The following is a 16,506-nucleotide window of genomic DNA, read 5'->3' as shown; positions in this document are numbered from 1 at the left end:
TATGCAGCACCGGCGTGCGACCACTGCCCTCCCCGAAAGGTCAGGCAAAGGCTCCGGCGAACCGGAGCCCTGAAATTAAGCGACGACCTTAACGGTTGCCGGATCGACCTTGACGCCAACGCCCATGGTCGAAGAAATCGATACGCGCTTAACGTATTCACCCTTAGCAGCCGCAGGCTTCGCCTTGATAACTGCATCAGCAAAGGCTTTGATGTTTTCTTCGAGCTTCTGATTGTCGAAGGAAACCTTGCCAATACCGGCATGGATGATACCAGCCTTTTCAACGCGGAACTCAACAGCACCGCCCTTAGAAGCGGTAACAGCTGCTGCAACATCGACAGTCACAGTACCAACCTTCGGGTTTGGCATCAGACCGCGTGGGCCGAGTACCTTACCAAGACGACCAACGAGTGGCATCATGTCAGGGGTGGCAATGCAGCGATCAAATTCGATCTTGCCGCTATTGACGGTTTCAAACAGCTCTTCTGCACCAACGATGTCAGCGCCAGCCTTCTTTGCTTCTTCAGCCTTGTCGCCACGTGCAAAAACAGCAACGCGAACAGTACGACCAGTGCCGTTAGGAAGGTTGACAACGCCACGAACCATCTGATCGGCATGACGAGGGTCAACGCCGAGGTTCATTGCGATTTCGATGGTTTCGTCGAACTTTGCAACAGCGCGTTCTTTAACCAGACCGATTGCATCGGACAGGTCATAAAGCTTGTTGACATCAACGCCTTCACGGATCTTGGCAATGCGCTTGGAAATTTTCGCCATCGTATTAGCCCACCACTTCCAGGCCCATCGAACGGGCAGAACCTTCGACCATGCGCATAGCTGCTTCGATGTCAGCTGCGTTCAGATCTTTCATCTTCGCTTCAGCGATTTCGCGGACCTTGTCACGCGCAATCGTGCCGGCCTTTTCCTTGCCTGGAGCCTTCGAACCGGACTTGAGGTTCGCAGCCTTCTTCAGGAAGTAGGTTACCGGAGGCGTCTTCATCACAAAAGTGAAAGACTTATCCTGATAGTACGTGATCACGACTGGAATAGGCGAACCCTTTTCCATTTCCTGCGTGGCAGCGTTAAATGCCTTACAGAATTCCATGATGTTGATGCCGCGCTGACCCAGAGCTGGACCAATCGGAGGCGATGGATTGGCCGCACCTGCTGCTACCTGGAGCTTCAGCTGGCCTGCAATTTTCTTAGCCATTGCATTCTGCCTTCATAAAAATACCGGAAACCGGCGTTCTCGATTAATGCCGGAAACCCGGCTCTCGACTGACATCAGATAAACTGACTGGCAGTTTGGTGGTGCGAAATCAGCGACCGGCTAAGCCGCCTATCCTTCCACCCTTATTCACCGCTGACGGTGAACGCCCCGAGGGGCAAAGCGATCAGAGCTTATCGACCTGACCGTATTCAAGATCAACAGGCGTAGCACGCCCGAAGATGGAAACTTCAACCTTGAGGCGCGCACGCTCCTCATCAACTTCCTGCACAATGCCGTTGAACGAAGCAAACGGACCATCGGAAACGCGGACATTTTCACCGATTTCAAAGGTCACAGACGTCTTCGGACGCTCAGCACCATCCTGAACCTGATTCAGAATCTGATCCACTTCCTTCTGCGAAACAGGAACCGGCTTTGAATCGCCAAGGAACCCGGTCACACGCGGCGTATTCTTGATCAGCGAGAATACAGCATCGGTGAGCGTCGCCTGAACAAGAACATAACCCGGAAAGAACTTGCGCTCAGCATCGACCTTGCGGCCGCGGCGAACTTCAACAACTTTCTCGGTCGGCACAACAATCTGCTCAATAAGGTCCGAAAGGCCTTTTTGAGCTGCCTTGCTTTGAATATCCTCGGCCACCTTCTTTTCGAAGTTGGAATAGGCGTGAACGATGTACCAGCGCGCTGTCATCCCGTAACTCCCCAATCCTGCTTAGCGGCCAAGGCCAAGTATAAATTCTACGCCATAGGCCATAAGCTGATCGGCAAGAAAAAAGAACGTAGCAGCCAAAAAGGCCATGATCACGACCATGATCGTCGAGATGATCGTTTCACGCCGTGTCGGCCAGGTCACTTTCGCCGTTTCGGCGCGAACCTGCTGAAAAAAGGTGATCGGATTCGTCTTGGATGCCATCTGCCACTCTATTTGCTTGGTGAACCACTATTTCCGACCCAAAACGAATCAAAAACAGGAACCCACGCGTATACGGTACGCAAAGCTGAAGATTCAGCCCCACGCACCGCGTGTCTGTTGACGTTACATAGAATCGATTCTCAAAAAAAACAAGCCCATTGGTTAAAAGAATACCATACAGGCCTATCGGAGATCACCGATCCTTACGAAATTCGCTCAATACACCGTTCAATCATGTATCAGCGACCCTGCTTGCCCGGCCAACATGCCGGGAAATGTATCCAACCCTGAAAGCATTTTGATCTGATTGAAGGAGACCAACACACTAGGACCGATTACACAAAGCATAATCTTACCGCCTCTCGTTTTAATCCGATCAGGCTTATGCTCCAGAATATAGAAAACGGGCGCTCACAGTCAAGCCGTAAGCACCCGTTTTAAAAATGGCAGGGGCAGCAGGGTTCGAACCCGCGACCTACGGTTTTGGAGACCGTCGCTCTACCAACTGAGCTATACCCCTATTTGGCATTTAAAATGCCAGACTGGCGGCGTAACCGCCAGTCAAATCTCATTACTCGATGATCGAAGCGACGATGCCTGCACCAACGGTACGGCCACCTTCACGGATAGCGAAGCGGAGCTTCTCTTCCATTGCGATCGGCACGATCAGCGTAACGTCAACGGTAACGTTGTCGCCAGGCATAACCATTTCCGTGCCTTCTGGCAGGGTAACAACACCGGTCACGTCCGTCGTACGGAAGTAGAACTGTGGACGGTAGTTGGTGAAGAATGGTGTATGACGGCCACCTTCGTCCTTGGTCAGAATGTAGGCTTCTGCCTTGAACTTGGTGTGTGGCTTAACCGAACCTGGCTTGCAGAGAACCTGGCCACGTTCAACGTCTTCACGGCCAATACCGCGAACCAGTGCACCAATGTTATCGCCAGCCTGGCCCTGATCGAGCAGCTTGCGGAACATTTCAACGCCGGTAACAGTCGTCTTGCCGGTGGCCTTGATGCCAACGATTTCAACTTCTTCACCAACCTTGATGATGCCGCGTTCAACACGACCGGTCACAACAGTACCACGACCCGAAATCGAGAACACGTCTTCGATTGGCATCAGGAATGGCTGATCAACTGGACGTTCTGGTGTTGGGATATAATCGTCAACAGCAGCCATCAGGTTGCGGATTGCGTCTTCGCCGAGTTCCTTCGAAGAATCTTCCAGAGCAGCAAGAGCCGAGCCCTTGATGATTGGCGTTTCATCGCCTGGGAAGTCGTACTTCGAGAGAAGTTCACGAACTTCGAGCTCTACGAGTTCGAGAAGTTCAGCATCGTCAACCTGATCGCACTTGTTCAGGAACACGACGATCGCAGGAACACCAACCTGACGAGCGAGCAGAATGTGCTCACGGGTCTGTGGCATCGGACCGTCAGCGGCCGAAACAACCAGGATCGCGCCGTCCATCTGTGCAGCACCGGTGATCATGTTCTTAACATAGTCAGCATGGCCCGGGCAGTCGACGTGTGCGTAGTGACGAGCAGCAGTTTCATATTCAACATGCGATGTCGAAATGGTGATACCACGTGCCTTTTCTTCAGGCGCAGCGTCGATCTGGTCATACGCTTTGAAATCGCCGAAGTACTTGGTGATTGCTGCGGTCAGCGACGTTTTACCATGGTCAACGTGACCAATCGTGCCGATGTTTACGTGTGGTTTGTTACGTTCAAACTTGCTTTTTGCCATCGCCGTTGTTCTCTTTGTTCTAGAACCGCTCGAGCGCCAGCACGAAAATCAATCTGATTTTCAGGCCGACATTTATGCCAAAACGGAACGGCGAACCGCCCGTCGATGATTCCTTACACGCCTATCCGCTCTTGAAAAACTGGAGCGGGTAACGGGAATCGAACCCGTGTATTCAGCTTGGAAGGCTGCTGCTCTACCATTGAGCTATACCCGCATACTCTAAACTCTGATCCGAAAGTGGTGGAGGAAGTTGGATTTGAACCAACGTAGGCTTAGCCAACGGATTTACAGTCCGTCCCCTTTAACCGCTCGGGCATTCCTCCTAATATCACTATCAGCAGAGTCGAGTAACTAGGCATTTTCTGCAGAATGTCTGGTGTGCTGTGGAAGCGTTCCGTCGTTCTGCGAGGGCGCTTATGCCGATATGAACCGCTCCTGTCAACAGGATAAAATTGAAAAGAATGCATATCCTTCCAATAGTTGCAGGTGCCAGTGGCTGAGTGTACGGCAGAATTCCCGGAAATGCGCGCTTATCGGCACTTGGACAAGAAAAAATCTGACTTCATTTAGTTCTGATCAAGCTATCTTCGCCGCTGTGGACAGGATATAAGCAGCCCATGAACGATCAAAATTCTTCCCGTACCCCAAAAGATTCTCATTATGCGCGTCTGCGTCGCGAGCATCGCGACCAAAAAGCGGCTCATGAAGGTAAGGCGCCGCACAAGCCGCAGCGTGCGCCGATTCCTGCAGGTCGCGTCGCAGAAGGAACAGTCCGTCTTTACGGCCTGCACACCGTACGCGCAGCAGTGGAGAATCCCGCGCGCAAGATTTTGCGCATGCGCGCCACACGCAATGGCTTCGCTCGCCTTGAAATAGGTGAAGCGGAGGGCCTGCCCTTCCCTGTTGAAATCGTCGAGCCAAAAGACATCGACAAAGAGACCGGGTCAGATGCTGTGCATCAGGGCGTTATGATCGAAGCGGAACCGCTTCGGCACAAAAAGCTTTCAGAACTGAAAGAAAGCCCGCTTTTGCTGGTGCTTGATCAAGTGACGGACCCTCACAATGTCGGCGCAATCATTCGCTCGGCAGTTGCTTTTGGCGCAGGTGCGCTCATCACCACAAGCCGGCACAGTCCGCAGGAAAGTGGCGTTCTGGCCAAAGCGGCTTCCGGTGCGCTTGAATTGATTCCCCATATCGAAGTGCGCAATCTCGCAGATGCAATCGAAGAGCTGCATTCGCTGGGTTTCATGACCATCGGCCTTGATTCGGAAGGCCCACAGGAGATGGAATCAACACTGACCGGGGATCGCATCGCTCTCGTGCTGGGTGCTGAAGGCAAAGGCCTGCGCCAGAAGACGCGCGAAACAGTCAATGCGTTAGCGCGACTGGACATGCCCGGTGAAATCAAGTCGCTCAACGTTTCTAACGCAGCTGCTATTTCGCTTTATGCAGCGGAGCGTTACCTGCGCACGCACAAAAGCTCTTAAAGCAAACCCTATAATTGTCTGATATTCCGAATCTTGAGCGTTTTATACGCTCCAGATTCGGATCAGCCCTTTGCCCTTAAGCTGTCGCAATATAGCTGCGAATCTCTTCCGCTTCGCGTTCCACATCTTCAATGCGCCGCTTCACAACGTCACCGATTGAGATGATTCCCGCAAGTTTGCCACCTTCTTCCACCGGCATATGGCGAAAGCGGTTATGCGTCATGATCTCCATCACCTGATTGATCGTGTGATGTTCCCGGCATACCTGTACTTTCGACGTCATGAATTCAGAAACAGGCCGCGCTCCAACCTGCTCCTGCTGTGAAGCAATTGCGCGAACCACATCTCGTTCCGAAAGAATGCCTTTGATGTGTCCGGCTTCATCGCAGGCAACAATTGCACCGATTTTATGTTGGGCCAGAATAGCAATGGCGTGCGAAAGCGTGTCGTCCGGTCTGATGACGACAACATCCCTGCCTTTGTTTTCGAGAATCGATCTAACAGTCATGCCAAAATCCCTCCCAAGGTTCAGCAATCAATCACGAGAACACGTCTCATGATTGTAACGCAGCTCCTCCAGTTGCGTTCCAGCAATGGTGCGCTTTGATTGACTGCTTTGCAAGCGAACTAAATGGGGAGGAATCAGCTCAGCGCCTTAAAACGGCATCATAGTTGCGCGGCTTATCAAGCAGTGCGATTCCAAAAAAGCCTGCGATGAAGCCACCAATATGTGCTTCCCACGCAATCCCCGACAAACCGGCTCCACCTGTCGAATAAAGACCTGTGGCAAGATTGATAAGAAACCAGAAACCCACGAAAACCAGCACCGGCTTTAAGGTCAACGTCAAACCCACTGGCAAAACGGGTCCGGCAAACTCCGAACGGCGCCCATGCCCGACCCTGCGGAAACCATAACGCGCTGCAGCGCCCATCATACCGGAAATCGCACCCGAAGCGCCGACAAGCGGCGTAACGCTTTCGGGATAGATCGCATAATGCGTCAATCCGGCGACGACCGATGTGAGAACCCAGAAAGCAAGCATACGTCCGGTGCCGATACGACCAGCAAGCGGTGATCCGAAAGCCGCAAGCCAGATCATATTCACCGCAATATGGGCAAATCCGCCATGCATGAACGAATAACTGATAAGCGTGAATAGCGCCGCAGGATCGGTGAAACCACCTGCCAGAGAAAACCGTGCCGGAATCAAAGCAAACTGCAACATGAATGCGTAGTTGCGCTGCTCGCTTATAAGATAATTCTGATAGATATAGACAGCGGCACACATACCCATAAGCGCGAGAATCACGCCCGGTATGTTGAATATCGGTTCACCACCGCCCGATCGTCTCGAATCATTCGTATGTTCGCGCATTTCAGGCTGAGGAATACTCATTAACCGCCGCTTTCCAGCTCGCTGCCTATTTTCAAAACAAGCATTCTAGATAAGTGACAATTGGTTAAAAATAAAGGCCGCCGGAGGGTCCCGTACGGCCTTGTCGCAAATGTCTGACATTTACGAGACAAAATCTGGAGATCAGGAAAAAGCCAACCAAGACAATGACTTCTTCTGACAACTCATAGAACCGCTACAAGCGAATTTTTGCAACAATTACTTCTTGTTAACCTTAACGAGCAAGCACGGTGGATGAACAAAGCGTTAAGCTGGCATCCTTGCTGTTAATACTATTTTAATGCGCTGACCGACGGGCACTGTCCAAAACCAGTTAAACGGCCAGAGAGTAAGCAGCAACGCATAATGAAAAACCGCAGCACGATGGCAATTTTCAGTGAATGGCAGCGACTGGCCTTACGTCAGAGCGGCAGCCTTCATGCGCCACTGCGCGAATCAATTGAGCCACGCAAACTGGGACGTCATCTGTCAGACCTGTTTTTTCTTGAAGAAGACCAAACCGGCGAGTTGATATTCCGTCTTGCCGGTACCCGCCTCTGCGCTCTGTTTGGGCGCGAGCTCAAAGCCACACGCTTTCTTACGCTTTGGCCAGAACGAAATCGCCCTGCCCTCAATGAACTTGCGCGAAACGTCAATGCACTGTTGATTCCCGCTTTAAGCCAGAACGACGGTATCAGTCTCTCAGGACGCAGCCTGTCTTTTGAGATGCTGCTCGCTCCCCTCTCGCCAAGTGAGGGCGGAAAATGCAATCTGCTGGGTAGTATTGCCATTCTTGATGATGTCACCTGGGCAGGTGCTGATCCGCTTGTTCTTGGAAATCTCAACAGCGTGGAGCCGCTGGCACCTGATCTCATCGTGAAGCCGGAAATTCGTAAACCCTCCGTCATGACAATGAATGGTGCAGACGGCAGCCGCGGATGGGCACCCCCGCCACAACCGCGCGATATCCCTCGATTGCGGGTTATCCCCGGCGGCAAAGTCTAAAAGGTAAACGCGCACTAAGGTTACGGATTGGCAAACCCTATTTTTGGCCAGTTCAGGCATCAAAACGCCATAAATCATGCTATTATAGGCTCAAATGAGCTGTTTCTGAACAAAACCTTGCCAAAACCTGCGCAGTTTTATTCAAATTAGATTCGCATTTTCGCCTCTGAATTTCCCCACTCTCAAAGTCTTGCAAGCATTCTTGTTTCCAACAGGGAGACAAAAAGAATGACGAAGCAAACAATCATCGCAGCATTGCTGATCCTTCTGGGAACGGCTTTTGCGCAAGCCGCAAGCCCCGCATCAAAATCACACTGGATGCCGACCGGCGAACGCACATCGCAGCCAATCGGCCATTATGAATTTTGTCAGCGCCACGAATCGGAATGCAAAATCACCAGTTCCAACAGCGCGCCACTCACGCTCAATCAAAAGCTGTGGCAGGAAATCGTCGCTGTGAATGCGAGCGTGAACGAGAAAATCGCGCCGCGCACCGATATGGAAGTCTGGGGCCAGGAGGAATATTGGGAATATCCAACCACGGCTGGCGATTGTGACGACTACATGCTTCTTAAGCGGCGCGAGTTGATGGCTCTTGGCATTCCAGCCAACACATTGCTGATGACCGTTGTGCGTCAGCCCAATGGTGAAGGCCACGCTGTTCTGACGGTTAGAACCGACCGCGGCGATTTCATTCTCGACAATCTTGATCAACGTGTGCTTGCCTGGAACGATACCGACTACACATTCCTCAAGCGCCAGTCGACGGCGAACACCGGCACATGGGTGTCGATCAAGGCTGGCAGTGATCTGCTCGTCAGCGGCATCCGCAACTAAATGACCGAACAAAGCTGTGTGAGAGGGACGGGTGTCATTCCCCGTCCCTCTTTGCATGGGATTGATTCTTTTTTACGCCGGCTCCAGCCCGCGCATGAAAGACTGACCTTTTTCGACATAGTGCTGGGCCGAAGCTTTCAGTTTTTCAACGGCAACAAAATCAAGTTCCCGAATAGCCCGTGCTGGTGAGCCGACAATCAGCGAATTATCGGGAAACTCTTTGCCTTCCGTGACAAGCGTACCAGCGCCAATAAGACAATTATTGCCAATCTTCGCACCGTTGAGGATAATCGCCCCCATGCCAATCAGCGTATTGTCACCGATCGTGCAGCCATGCAGGATAGCACGATGCCCGATCGTGCAACCTTGCCCAATCGTCAGCGGAAAACCAATATCGGTATGCATGATGGTGTGTTCCTGCACATTGGTACCGGCACCCACCGTAATTGTTTCATTATCCCCGCGCAAAACAGCCCCGAACCAGAAACCTGCATTCTCGCCGACCAAGACTTTGCCGATCAGCGTTGCATCCGGCGCGATCCAGTTGCTGGCACGGTCTGCAAATTCTGGCTTATGTCCGTTATAAACATAAATTGGCATCGGCTTCCCTCCATCACGAAATCTCCCGGCAGAATGCGCTATTTATCCTGAGAACGGAATGCGTGCGTAGAATAAAAAAAGCCCTCTCTGCCAGGCAGAAAGGGCATCTCATTCAACGGCTACAAATCTCAGAGATCGACGTCGAGAATAGCCATTGAGAAATTATAGGACAGTTCGCCTTCGTCCTCATCCTTGTAGACAAGCCCCAGGAACTCGTCATCCAGATAGACCTCAGCGGAATCATCCTTACGTGGGCGCGCCTTAACCTGAAGGCCGGGATTGTTGAAAGTCCGCTTGAAATAGGCGTCGAGTTTCTTGAGTTCTTCGGGTTTCAACCGGCTTCTCCTGCTACTGATTTAAGGCCGGTTTAATGCACCCGCCATTATCCAATGTAAAGCATTAACGCACGCGTCACGAAACGCATGCACGCATAGTTATGATTATGTAAGCATGATATAGGCCACCTCTGCTAAAAAGCCAGAAGGCGGTATTTTTGATCCATGAAGCGGTCAGATACCTTCGCCAAACATATGTTCTCCGAATGCCGCCTCACCCAGCATCTGGTCCATAACGCGGGATGGCTCGGAGCAACCGCTTTCGCCCACCACTTTTGCCGGAACACCGGCAACCGTCGCATTATGCGGAACAGGCTTCAGCACGACCGAACCCGCCGCAATCTTTGAGCAATGCCCCACTTCGATATTGCCAAGAATTTTTGCCCCGGCACCAATCAGAACACCGTGACGAATCTTTGGGTGTCTGTCTCCACTCGCCTTGCCCGTGCCGCCAAGCGTCACGCCATGCAGGATGGACACGTTATCTTCAATAACGGCTGTTTCACCCACCACAAGCCCGGTCGCATGATCAAGGAACAACCCGCTGCCAAATTGGGCGGCTGGATGAATATCGGTCTGGAAAATCGAAGACGAGCGGCTTTGCAGATAATAAGCAAAGTCCTTGCGGCCTTCTTTATAGAGCCAATGCGCCAAACGGTGTGTCTGAATGGCATGAAACCCTTTGAGATAAAGAATAGGGTCCATGAAGCGGCTGTAAGCCGGATCGCGATCATAAACCGCCTGAATATCGACGCGCACAATGTGCGACCATTGCGGATTGGCCTCCAGCATCGCGTCAAAAGTCTGGCGCAGAATATCAGCGCTCAAATCCGCATGACCAAGGCGTTCGGCGATGCGATGCATGACGGCATCTTCCAGCGTCGGCTGATTGAGAATCGTCGCGTAGAGAAACGTTCCAAGCACCGGATCGTTCTTTGCCGCTTCCTCCGCTTCAGCGCGAATGGAATGCCAGATCGGATCAACTTGCCCCAGCGAAGGTGACAATTTTGCGTTCGAGCGAACGGACATCATGCATACTCCAATTTTGCTGATCGCAGATACCAGACCACTGTCTTTGCCCTATGCCTGTCCTGCAATGCGCATTCGGCTGTTAACATATCTCAAAACGCTTCGCCTTGACACCGCGTAAATCTGGTTGATGCCGTTGGTCAAAACTCAAAGAGGATGATCCTCCAGAAAGGTCAACACGCCTTTCTTATAGACTTTGTCCCCCACCGCCAACATATGATCACGGTCAGGAATGTCGAGCGCCTGACCGTTTGGCAGCATATCGGCCAATTCCTGAGCACTTCCGGCAATGTCATCTGTCGTGCCGACGGCAACAAGGACCGGCTGCATGATGCGTGCAATTGCCTCGGCAGAAACCAGTTCCTTGGAGGTAATGACACAGGCTGCCAGCGCAATACGATCGCTTTTGGTCTGATCCGCAAATTTGCGGAACATCAGCCCCCGCGGATGCGTGATTGTCGATGGATCGTCTGCAAGCAGCGCTTCGCCAATCGGCTCCCAGTCGCCCGCACCCGTCACCATACCAATGCCAAGTCCGCCAAAAACAACGCTGTGAACCCGTTCGGGATGCTCAATTGCCAGAAATGCGCTGATGCGCGCGCCCATGGAATAACCCATCACATGGGCCTTTTCGATGCCAAGATGATCAAGCAATGCGGCCGCATCGCCTGCCATAGCGCTTGGGGTATAGTCCGCAGCATCATGGCTTTTGTCCGAAAAACCATGCCCGCGATTGTCAATGGCAATCACGCGATAGCCAGCTTCTGTCAACGTGCGAAACCAACCCGGTGACACCCAGTTGACGAGGCTTGAGGACGCAAAACCATGAATAAGCAGGATGGGATCGCCCTCTCCGTCCTGACGATAAGCAAGACGCAAGCCATCATGTTCGAAATATTCAATATCGAGCGCGCTCAATTATGCATTCCCTTTGATTTCTCAGAGAGCTTGGTTGCCGGCGGATTTAACCGCGACATTCACCACAAATCACTCTGTGGATCGCCCTGTCACCAAGCTTTATACCGGTTCGTTTAACAGTACCGGCCAGAAGTTCAACCACATATGCGGCCGGACCATGCGAAGAAATAATGTCTTCGGAAAACGGCACTGCGTTTTCATGGATAGCCGACACATGGCCGGTATCGTCCAGGAAAACCATGTCCAGCGGTGACGGCGTGTTCTGCATCCACATCATCACATCGCGCATTTCACCAAAAACAAACAGCATTGCACGATCTTTAGGAAAATCGGTACGCCACATCAATCCGCGCATCCGCGCCTCATCGGTATCAGCAATTTCCAGCCCGAATGACGCCTTGCCCTGCGCCGTAATGAAAGTCAGCGGCTCTTTATCCAGTGGCAAAAGCATCGGCTTGGTTTCCTGCGCATGGGCGGAAACCGCAAAGAAGATAAATGCGAAAACAAAAAGTATGCGGCCCATATGTCGATTTATCCTGATTGCTCATATTCATGCCCGCTAACAGGCATCAAAAGGTCGTGCTGACGACCTGACGCTAAGATTGAGCATCGAACATTATCAACGCGCTGCCAGCGCGACAAGCGCAGTCACGGGCTTGTGAAAGAACATGAAACGAATGAAATCAGTGCGAAACGGGTATAACCGTACCAATATCCGGATGAATTTCGGCCGCCATCAACCCTTTATCGCCATTGCCGAAACGAATGAGGACGACCTGTCCGGGGCGCAGTTCCATCATACCAAAACGACGGAGCGTCTCCATATGAATGAAAATGTCTTCTGTGCCCTCGCCGCGCGTAAGAAAACCGAAGCCTTTGGTACGGTTGAACCACTTCACAATGACGCGCTCAAGACCGCTTGATGGCGTAACCGTCACATGTGTACGCTGCGGCGGCATCTCCGCAGGATGAATTGCGGTGGTTGTATCCATGGAAAGAACACGGAAACATTGCATCCCCCGGTCACCGTTACGAACTTCGCAAACTATGCGCGCCCCTTCCAGCGCAGTTTGGAAACCATCACGGCGAAGCGTGGTCACATGCAAGAGAATATCGGAAACACCGGGCTGGTCGGGCACGATAAAACCGTAACCCTTTGCCACATCAAACCATTTAATGCGGCCCGACACTTCAACAAGATCGCCTAGCTCTTCTGAGGAGGCCTGACTGCGAAACTGGTCATTCGACACAGATTTATCTGCCATGCGCTCGCCCCTCCTCTTTGTGTTCCGTTGCGACTCTCACCTGATTCTTGCCCAAAGAATAACACTTCCTTAACCATAGGCGGCAAGTCTAAACTTTTACAGTTTTGAAGATGACCACAGGCTTTGTATATTCATCGTTAATTCCTAAATTTCCAAAATAGAAACCTTACCTGCCAAAAACATATGGCGGCATTGGCGTTCGACAACTTGTTGACTTGTCATTTTCACGCGCCACCTATCCATAAATTGCTTTATGATTGCTCCAACATGCGAAACAGGAGAAGACTATGCGCTATCTGCACACGATGGTCAGAATTAAAGACATCAATGAATCGCTCGACTTTTATGTGAACAAGTTTGGCCTTGAAGAAACACGCCGCACAGAAAATGAGAAAGGCCGATTCACGCTGATCTTTCTTGCCGCGCCGTCGGATAAAGATGAAGCCCAAGCAGAACGCGCACCGGAGCTTGAACTGACCTATAATTGGGACCCTGAAACCTATACGGGCGGCCGCAATTTCGGCCATCTCGCCTATGAGGTCGATAATATCTACGAAACCTGCCAGAAGTTGAAAGATGCGGGTGTCACCATCAACCGTCCGCCACGCGACGGGCACATGGCCTTCATCAAATCACCCGATGGTATTTCTATTGAGTTGATTCAGAAGGGCGAACGCCTTGCCCCGCAGGAGCCATGGGCTTCCGCCGAAAATATCGGCAGCTGGTAAGCAAAAAGCCCGGTCTCGCGACCGGGCTTTTTATGTTTATTCGGTGCCTTGAATGGCCGACAGTAGCCAATTCCCACCATCGACACGCGTGAACGTCCAGACTTCTACGCTTTCAACCGGCTCATCAGGATTGCCTTCAACAACCGCGCCCGTATTGCGATCCAGCATGACGTCGATTGCGGAATAGCGCATAGCAACCGTCGCATAATCGACATTGCCTTCGCGCCATGCTTCGGAAACGTCACCCTGAAGCAGCTTCACATCTTTGACTTCATTACGCATACCGCTTGAGGCGATCTCGCCGAGTTCCTCAGCCAGATAAGACATGGCTTCCGGCGTTGCGAGCTTGCGCAGCGCCGCATAATCCTCGCGACCATAGGCGGTCTGGATTTCGGCCAGCATCTGCTCAAAACGATCAAGCTCTTCCTGACCAATTTCCAAAGGCGACTCCTCAACAGCGTTCGCCGCAGGTGTTTCGGCCTGCTTGACTTGAAAAGGATTGACCGATGGTGTGCGTGCGCCAAAGCCTGCCTGCGGCGCAGCACTCTTGGCAGCACCGAACGGCTGCGCGCCTGCATTGCCAGCACCCGCTGCCGCCGTCTGACGACGATTGGCAAACATACGCATCACAAACATGGCAATGAGCGCAATGACGGCAACCTGCAACAACAGGCCAAACATACCGGCAAGACCGCCAAGGCCGTTACCGAGCAACATGCCAATCAGACCACCGACAAGAAGACCACCGAGCATCGAACGGCCAAAATTGCCGAACATACCGCCTGAACGTGCTGCCGCTGCGTTCTGCGTGCCCGCTGCAGCGCCCGGACGATTGGTCTGTTGTGCACCCGTGTTGGGCGTCATCGAACGCTCAACCGGTGCTGCATTGTTTGGCGCAGTGCGTGTCGGCGCCGGCGCCTGATAGGTGCGCGCACCGCGACTACCAAAACCGCCCCCGCCTGCACGGCGAGCCTCGGCGAAATCGACAGCGGCAAAAGAGGCGATCAGCCCAAGGACCATTGCAGCGGTCAGTTTGGTCAGGCGGTTTCCGGAACCCGGCATAAGTATCTCCCAAGTGAAACATCACAGAATATTTTAGTCCGTGATTATATGGGAATTCATCCCCCGTTTTCACAAGAGCGTGAAGGCAAAAAAGTTGAGAAAATTCAAATAGGCACAGCCGCATCCAGAATCTGTATCTGAGGAGTGACTGAACCATTCCAGTGATTGAGCGACAGATTGCCAACAATATGGACGCTTTGGCCGATATTATTGAACAAAAACCGCCCCAGATCGCCTTCGGCAGCGCGGAATGCGATAGCATTGACGCGTTTGCCGTCTGCACCGCGCAAGGCAACGCGCACATGGTCCCGTCCCACACCGCGAACATCGGCAAGGATGTGATGTGGGAGAGCCAGAACCGGCTGCGGATGTGCCGAACCGAATGGTCCCGCCTTCTGTAAAGATTCATAAAGCGAAACGGTCGCGCCGGATGCAGCCACCGCACCATCAATGGAAAGGCTCTGATTTTCCCGCAGACGCGCGACAATATCAGCCGATTCCTCCTCAAAATATGCGCGAAGCGCACCAAGTTTGCTGCGTTCAATGGTGATGCCAGCGGCCATGGCATGTCCACCGCCCTTAACCAGCAATCCCCGCTCCACAGCGCCGCGAACGAGTTTACCAAGATCAAGCCCGGAAATGGAGCGTCCAGACCCCGAACCAACACCATTCACATTAAATGAAATGGCAAATGCCGGGCGACGCGCTTTCTCTTTAAGACGTGACGCGAGAAGCCCGACAATACCCGGATGCCAGCGATCACTCGCCGTCACAATCACCGAGGCGCCAGCACCACCGGAAAGTTCAAGCGCGGCCTCCGCCTCCGCCTCAATCAGCATTTCGGCCTCCATCGCCTGCCGTTCCTGATTGAGCCTGTCGAGCTCAACCGCAATCGGATCGGCTGCAACAGGATCATCCAATGTCAACAGACGCGCGCCCAGTCCCGCATCGCCAATACGGCCACCCGCATTGATACGTGGGCCAATCAGATAGCCTAAATGAAAGACATTGAGCGGTTCGCCAATGCGCGAAACACGGCCAAGTGCTGCAAGCCCGGCATTGCTCTGGCTGCGCGCAACCAAAAGACCTTTCACAACAAAAGCACGATTAACGCCCTTCAACGGCACGACGTCACAAACAGTGGCAAGTGCCACAAGATCCAGCAGCGAGAGAAGATCCGGCCCGGCTCCTTTGCCGCGCTCACGCAGGATTTTTGTCACCTGAACAAGTGTCAGAAACACCACACCAGCGGCGCAAAGATGCTCTTGCCGCGAAATATCGTCTTCCCGGTTCGGATTGACAATCGCCACCGCATCGTCCGGCAAATCGCCACCAACCTGATGGTGATCGAGAACCACAACGTCGGCACCTGCCTCTTTCGCGGCAGTGATGGACGGTGCGCTGTTGGTGCCGCAATCCACCGTCACAATCAGTGATGCGCCTTTGCCAACCAATTCGCGCATGGCATCAGGGTTCGGACCATAGCCTTCAAAAATACGATCTGGAATATAGATCGAATGCGCAATGCCATAATGTTTCAGAAACCGCGCCATCAATGCAGATGAACACGCGCCATCGACATCATAATCGCCAAAAATTGCGACGGTTTCGCGTCGCATAATGGCGTCGGCAATCCGGTTGGCGGCCTTATCCATATCGGTCAGCGTAGCAGGATCCGGCATCAAATTGCGCAAGCTCGGATCAATAAATTCCGGCGCACCTTCCACCGTAACTCCGCGGCCTGCAAGCACCCGTGATACCAGATCGGAAATGCCATGATGCTGCGCTATGGCAAGCGCTATGTTGGCCTCACGCGGACCAAGCCGGTCCATCCATTTCTGGCCAGTGACTGATTTGCGGATACCAAGAAAATAACGTTCTGTTGTCATGCGTTCTTAAAGACACAAAAGGCGGCATTTTTGCAATGCCGCCTTTGTTCATTCCGCCTTGTGTGA

The 16,506-nt window shown here is 52.6% G+C and carries 19 protein-coding genes and 3 tRNA genes; 4 read left to right on the top strand and 18 right to left on the bottom strand.

Annotated elements, in window-relative coordinates; all coding sequences use genetic code 11:
• Positions 1 to 75: 75 nt before the first annotated feature.
• From rplA to ABE527_RS06370, 8 genes are all read right to left on the bottom strand, one after another.
• Entirely contained in the window at positions 76 to 777 is a 702-nt protein-coding gene (gene rplA / locus ABE527_RS06405) for a 50S ribosomal protein L1 (RefSeq protein WP_499696453.1), read from the bottom strand.
• 4 nt (positions 778 to 781) lie between these two features.
• Positions 782 to 1,210 (bottom strand): 50S ribosomal protein L11, encoded by a 429-nt coding sequence (gene rplK, locus ABE527_RS06400; protein ID WP_265984501.1) that lies wholly within the window; start codon positions 1,208 to 1,210, stop codon positions 782 to 784.
• 184 nt (positions 1,211 to 1,394) lie between these two features.
• Positions 1,395 to 1,922 carry a transcription termination/antitermination protein NusG gene (nusG, locus tag ABE527_RS06395; protein WP_499695563.1) on the bottom strand — a complete coding sequence of 176 codons (528 nt, stop codon included), beginning with the start codon at positions 1,920 to 1,922 and terminating at the stop codon, positions 1,395 to 1,397.
• A 21-nt stretch (positions 1,923 to 1,943) separates the two neighbouring features.
• A complete protein-coding gene (gene secE / locus ABE527_RS06390) occupies positions 1,944 to 2,144 on the bottom strand; it encodes a preprotein translocase subunit SecE (protein ID WP_094504999.1) in 201 nt (66 codons plus the stop codon).
• Positions 2,145 to 2,588: 444 nt separating this feature from the next.
• Positions 2,589 to 2,664: transfer RNA gene (locus ABE527_RS06385), tRNA-Trp, on the bottom strand.
• A gap of 51 nt (positions 2,665 to 2,715) precedes the next feature.
• Positions 2,716 to 3,891 (bottom strand): elongation factor Tu, encoded by a 1,176-nt coding sequence (gene tuf / locus ABE527_RS06380; protein WP_265984508.1) that lies wholly within the window; start codon positions 3,889 to 3,891, stop codon positions 2,716 to 2,718.
• 140 nt (positions 3,892 to 4,031) lie between these two features.
• Positions 4,032 to 4,105 (bottom strand) — tRNA-Gly (locus ABE527_RS06375).
• 24 nt (positions 4,106 to 4,129) lie between these two features.
• A tRNA-Tyr gene (locus tag ABE527_RS06370) sits at positions 4,130 to 4,214 on the bottom strand.
• A 294-nt stretch (positions 4,215 to 4,508) separates the two neighbouring features.
• Between ABE527_RS06370 and rlmB the strand changes: the two genes are divergently transcribed.
• Positions 4,509 to 5,378, top strand: coding sequence for a 23S rRNA (guanosine(2251)-2'-O)-methyltransferase RlmB (gene rlmB / locus ABE527_RS06365; RefSeq protein ID WP_265985234.1), 870 nt, complete (start codon positions 4,509 to 4,511; stop codon positions 5,376 to 5,378).
• Positions 5,379 to 5,454: 76 nt separating this feature from the next.
• Here the strand turns inward: rlmB and ABE527_RS06360 are convergent, their stop codons facing one another.
• Both ABE527_RS06360 and ABE527_RS06355 read right to left on the bottom strand, forming a co-directional pair.
• Positions 5,455 to 5,886, bottom strand: coding sequence for a CBS domain-containing protein (locus tag ABE527_RS06360; RefSeq protein ID WP_499694453.1), 432 nt, complete (start codon positions 5,884 to 5,886; stop codon positions 5,455 to 5,457).
• Between the two features lie 139 nt (positions 5,887 to 6,025).
• A complete protein-coding gene (locus ABE527_RS06355) occupies positions 6,026 to 6,775 on the bottom strand; it encodes a rhomboid family intramembrane serine protease (RefSeq protein ID WP_265985238.1) in 750 nt (249 codons plus the stop codon).
• 363 nt (positions 6,776 to 7,138) lie between these two features.
• Here ABE527_RS06355 and ABE527_RS06350 point away from each other — a divergent pair, with 363 nt between their 5' ends.
• Complete coding sequence (locus tag ABE527_RS06350; RefSeq protein ID WP_499694451.1) at positions 7,139 to 7,777, top strand: PAS domain-containing protein; 639 nt, start codon at positions 7,139 to 7,141, stop codon at positions 7,775 to 7,777.
• Between the two features lie 228 nt (positions 7,778 to 8,005).
• Complete coding sequence (locus ABE527_RS06345) at positions 8,006 to 8,614, top strand: transglutaminase-like cysteine peptidase (RefSeq protein ID WP_265985242.1); 609 nt, start codon at positions 8,006 to 8,008, stop codon at positions 8,612 to 8,614.
• A 72-nt stretch (positions 8,615 to 8,686) separates the two neighbouring features.
• Here the strand turns inward: ABE527_RS06345 and ABE527_RS06340 are convergent, their stop codons facing one another.
• The 6 genes from ABE527_RS06340 to ABE527_RS06315 form a co-directional block, all read right to left on the bottom strand.
• Complete coding sequence (locus ABE527_RS06340; protein ID WP_499694449.1) at positions 8,687 to 9,214, bottom strand: gamma carbonic anhydrase family protein; 528 nt, start codon at positions 9,212 to 9,214, stop codon at positions 8,687 to 8,689.
• Between the two features lie 128 nt (positions 9,215 to 9,342).
• Positions 9,343 to 9,549, bottom strand: coding sequence for a DUF3126 family protein (locus ABE527_RS06335; protein WP_007875463.1), 207 nt, complete (start codon positions 9,547 to 9,549; stop codon positions 9,343 to 9,345).
• 174 nt (positions 9,550 to 9,723) lie between these two features.
• Positions 9,724 to 10,578 carry a serine O-acetyltransferase gene (gene cysE, locus ABE527_RS06330; protein ID WP_265985478.1) on the bottom strand — a complete coding sequence of 285 codons (855 nt, stop codon included), beginning with the start codon at positions 10,576 to 10,578 and terminating at the stop codon, positions 9,724 to 9,726.
• A 147-nt stretch (positions 10,579 to 10,725) separates the two neighbouring features.
• Complete coding sequence (locus tag ABE527_RS06325) at positions 10,726 to 11,496, bottom strand: alpha/beta fold hydrolase (RefSeq protein ID WP_499696452.1); 771 nt, start codon at positions 11,494 to 11,496, stop codon at positions 10,726 to 10,728.
• Positions 11,497 to 11,542: 46 nt separating this feature from the next.
• On the bottom strand, positions 11,543 to 12,019 hold the full coding sequence (locus ABE527_RS06320) for a DUF192 domain-containing protein (RefSeq protein WP_499694447.1): 477 nt from the start codon (positions 12,017 to 12,019) through the stop codon (positions 11,543 to 11,545).
• Between the two features lie 160 nt (positions 12,020 to 12,179).
• Positions 12,180 to 12,761, bottom strand: a complete 582-nt coding sequence (locus ABE527_RS06315) for a cold-shock protein (RefSeq protein ID WP_265985252.1) — start codon at positions 12,759 to 12,761, stop codon at positions 12,180 to 12,182.
• Between the two features lie 287 nt (positions 12,762 to 13,048).
• Here ABE527_RS06315 and gloA point away from each other — a divergent pair, with 287 nt between their 5' ends.
• A complete protein-coding gene (gloA, locus tag ABE527_RS06310; RefSeq protein WP_499696451.1) occupies positions 13,049 to 13,489 on the top strand; it encodes a lactoylglutathione lyase in 441 nt (146 codons plus the stop codon).
• Positions 13,490 to 13,525: 36 nt separating this feature from the next.
• On the opposite strand, the gene ABE527_RS06305 is transcribed toward gloA, so the two are convergent.
• Together ABE527_RS06305 and recJ are read right to left on the bottom strand one after the other, a co-directional pair.
• Positions 13,526 to 14,551, bottom strand: a complete 1,026-nt coding sequence (locus ABE527_RS06305) for a Tim44 domain-containing protein (RefSeq protein WP_499696450.1) — start codon at positions 14,549 to 14,551, stop codon at positions 13,526 to 13,528.
• A 104-nt stretch (positions 14,552 to 14,655) separates the two neighbouring features.
• Positions 14,656 to 16,440, bottom strand: coding sequence for a single-stranded-DNA-specific exonuclease RecJ (gene recJ, locus ABE527_RS06300; protein ID WP_265985257.1), 1,785 nt, complete (start codon positions 16,438 to 16,440; stop codon positions 14,656 to 14,658).
• Positions 16,441 to 16,506: the final 66 nt, after the last annotated feature.

This window comes from Brucella sp. TWI432, assembly GCF_039674445.1.
Taxonomy (GTDB): Bacteria; Pseudomonadota; Alphaproteobacteria; order Rhizobiales; family Rhizobiaceae; genus Brucella; species Brucella chromiisoli.
This window is presented reverse-complemented; position numbering and strand designations above follow the sequence as displayed.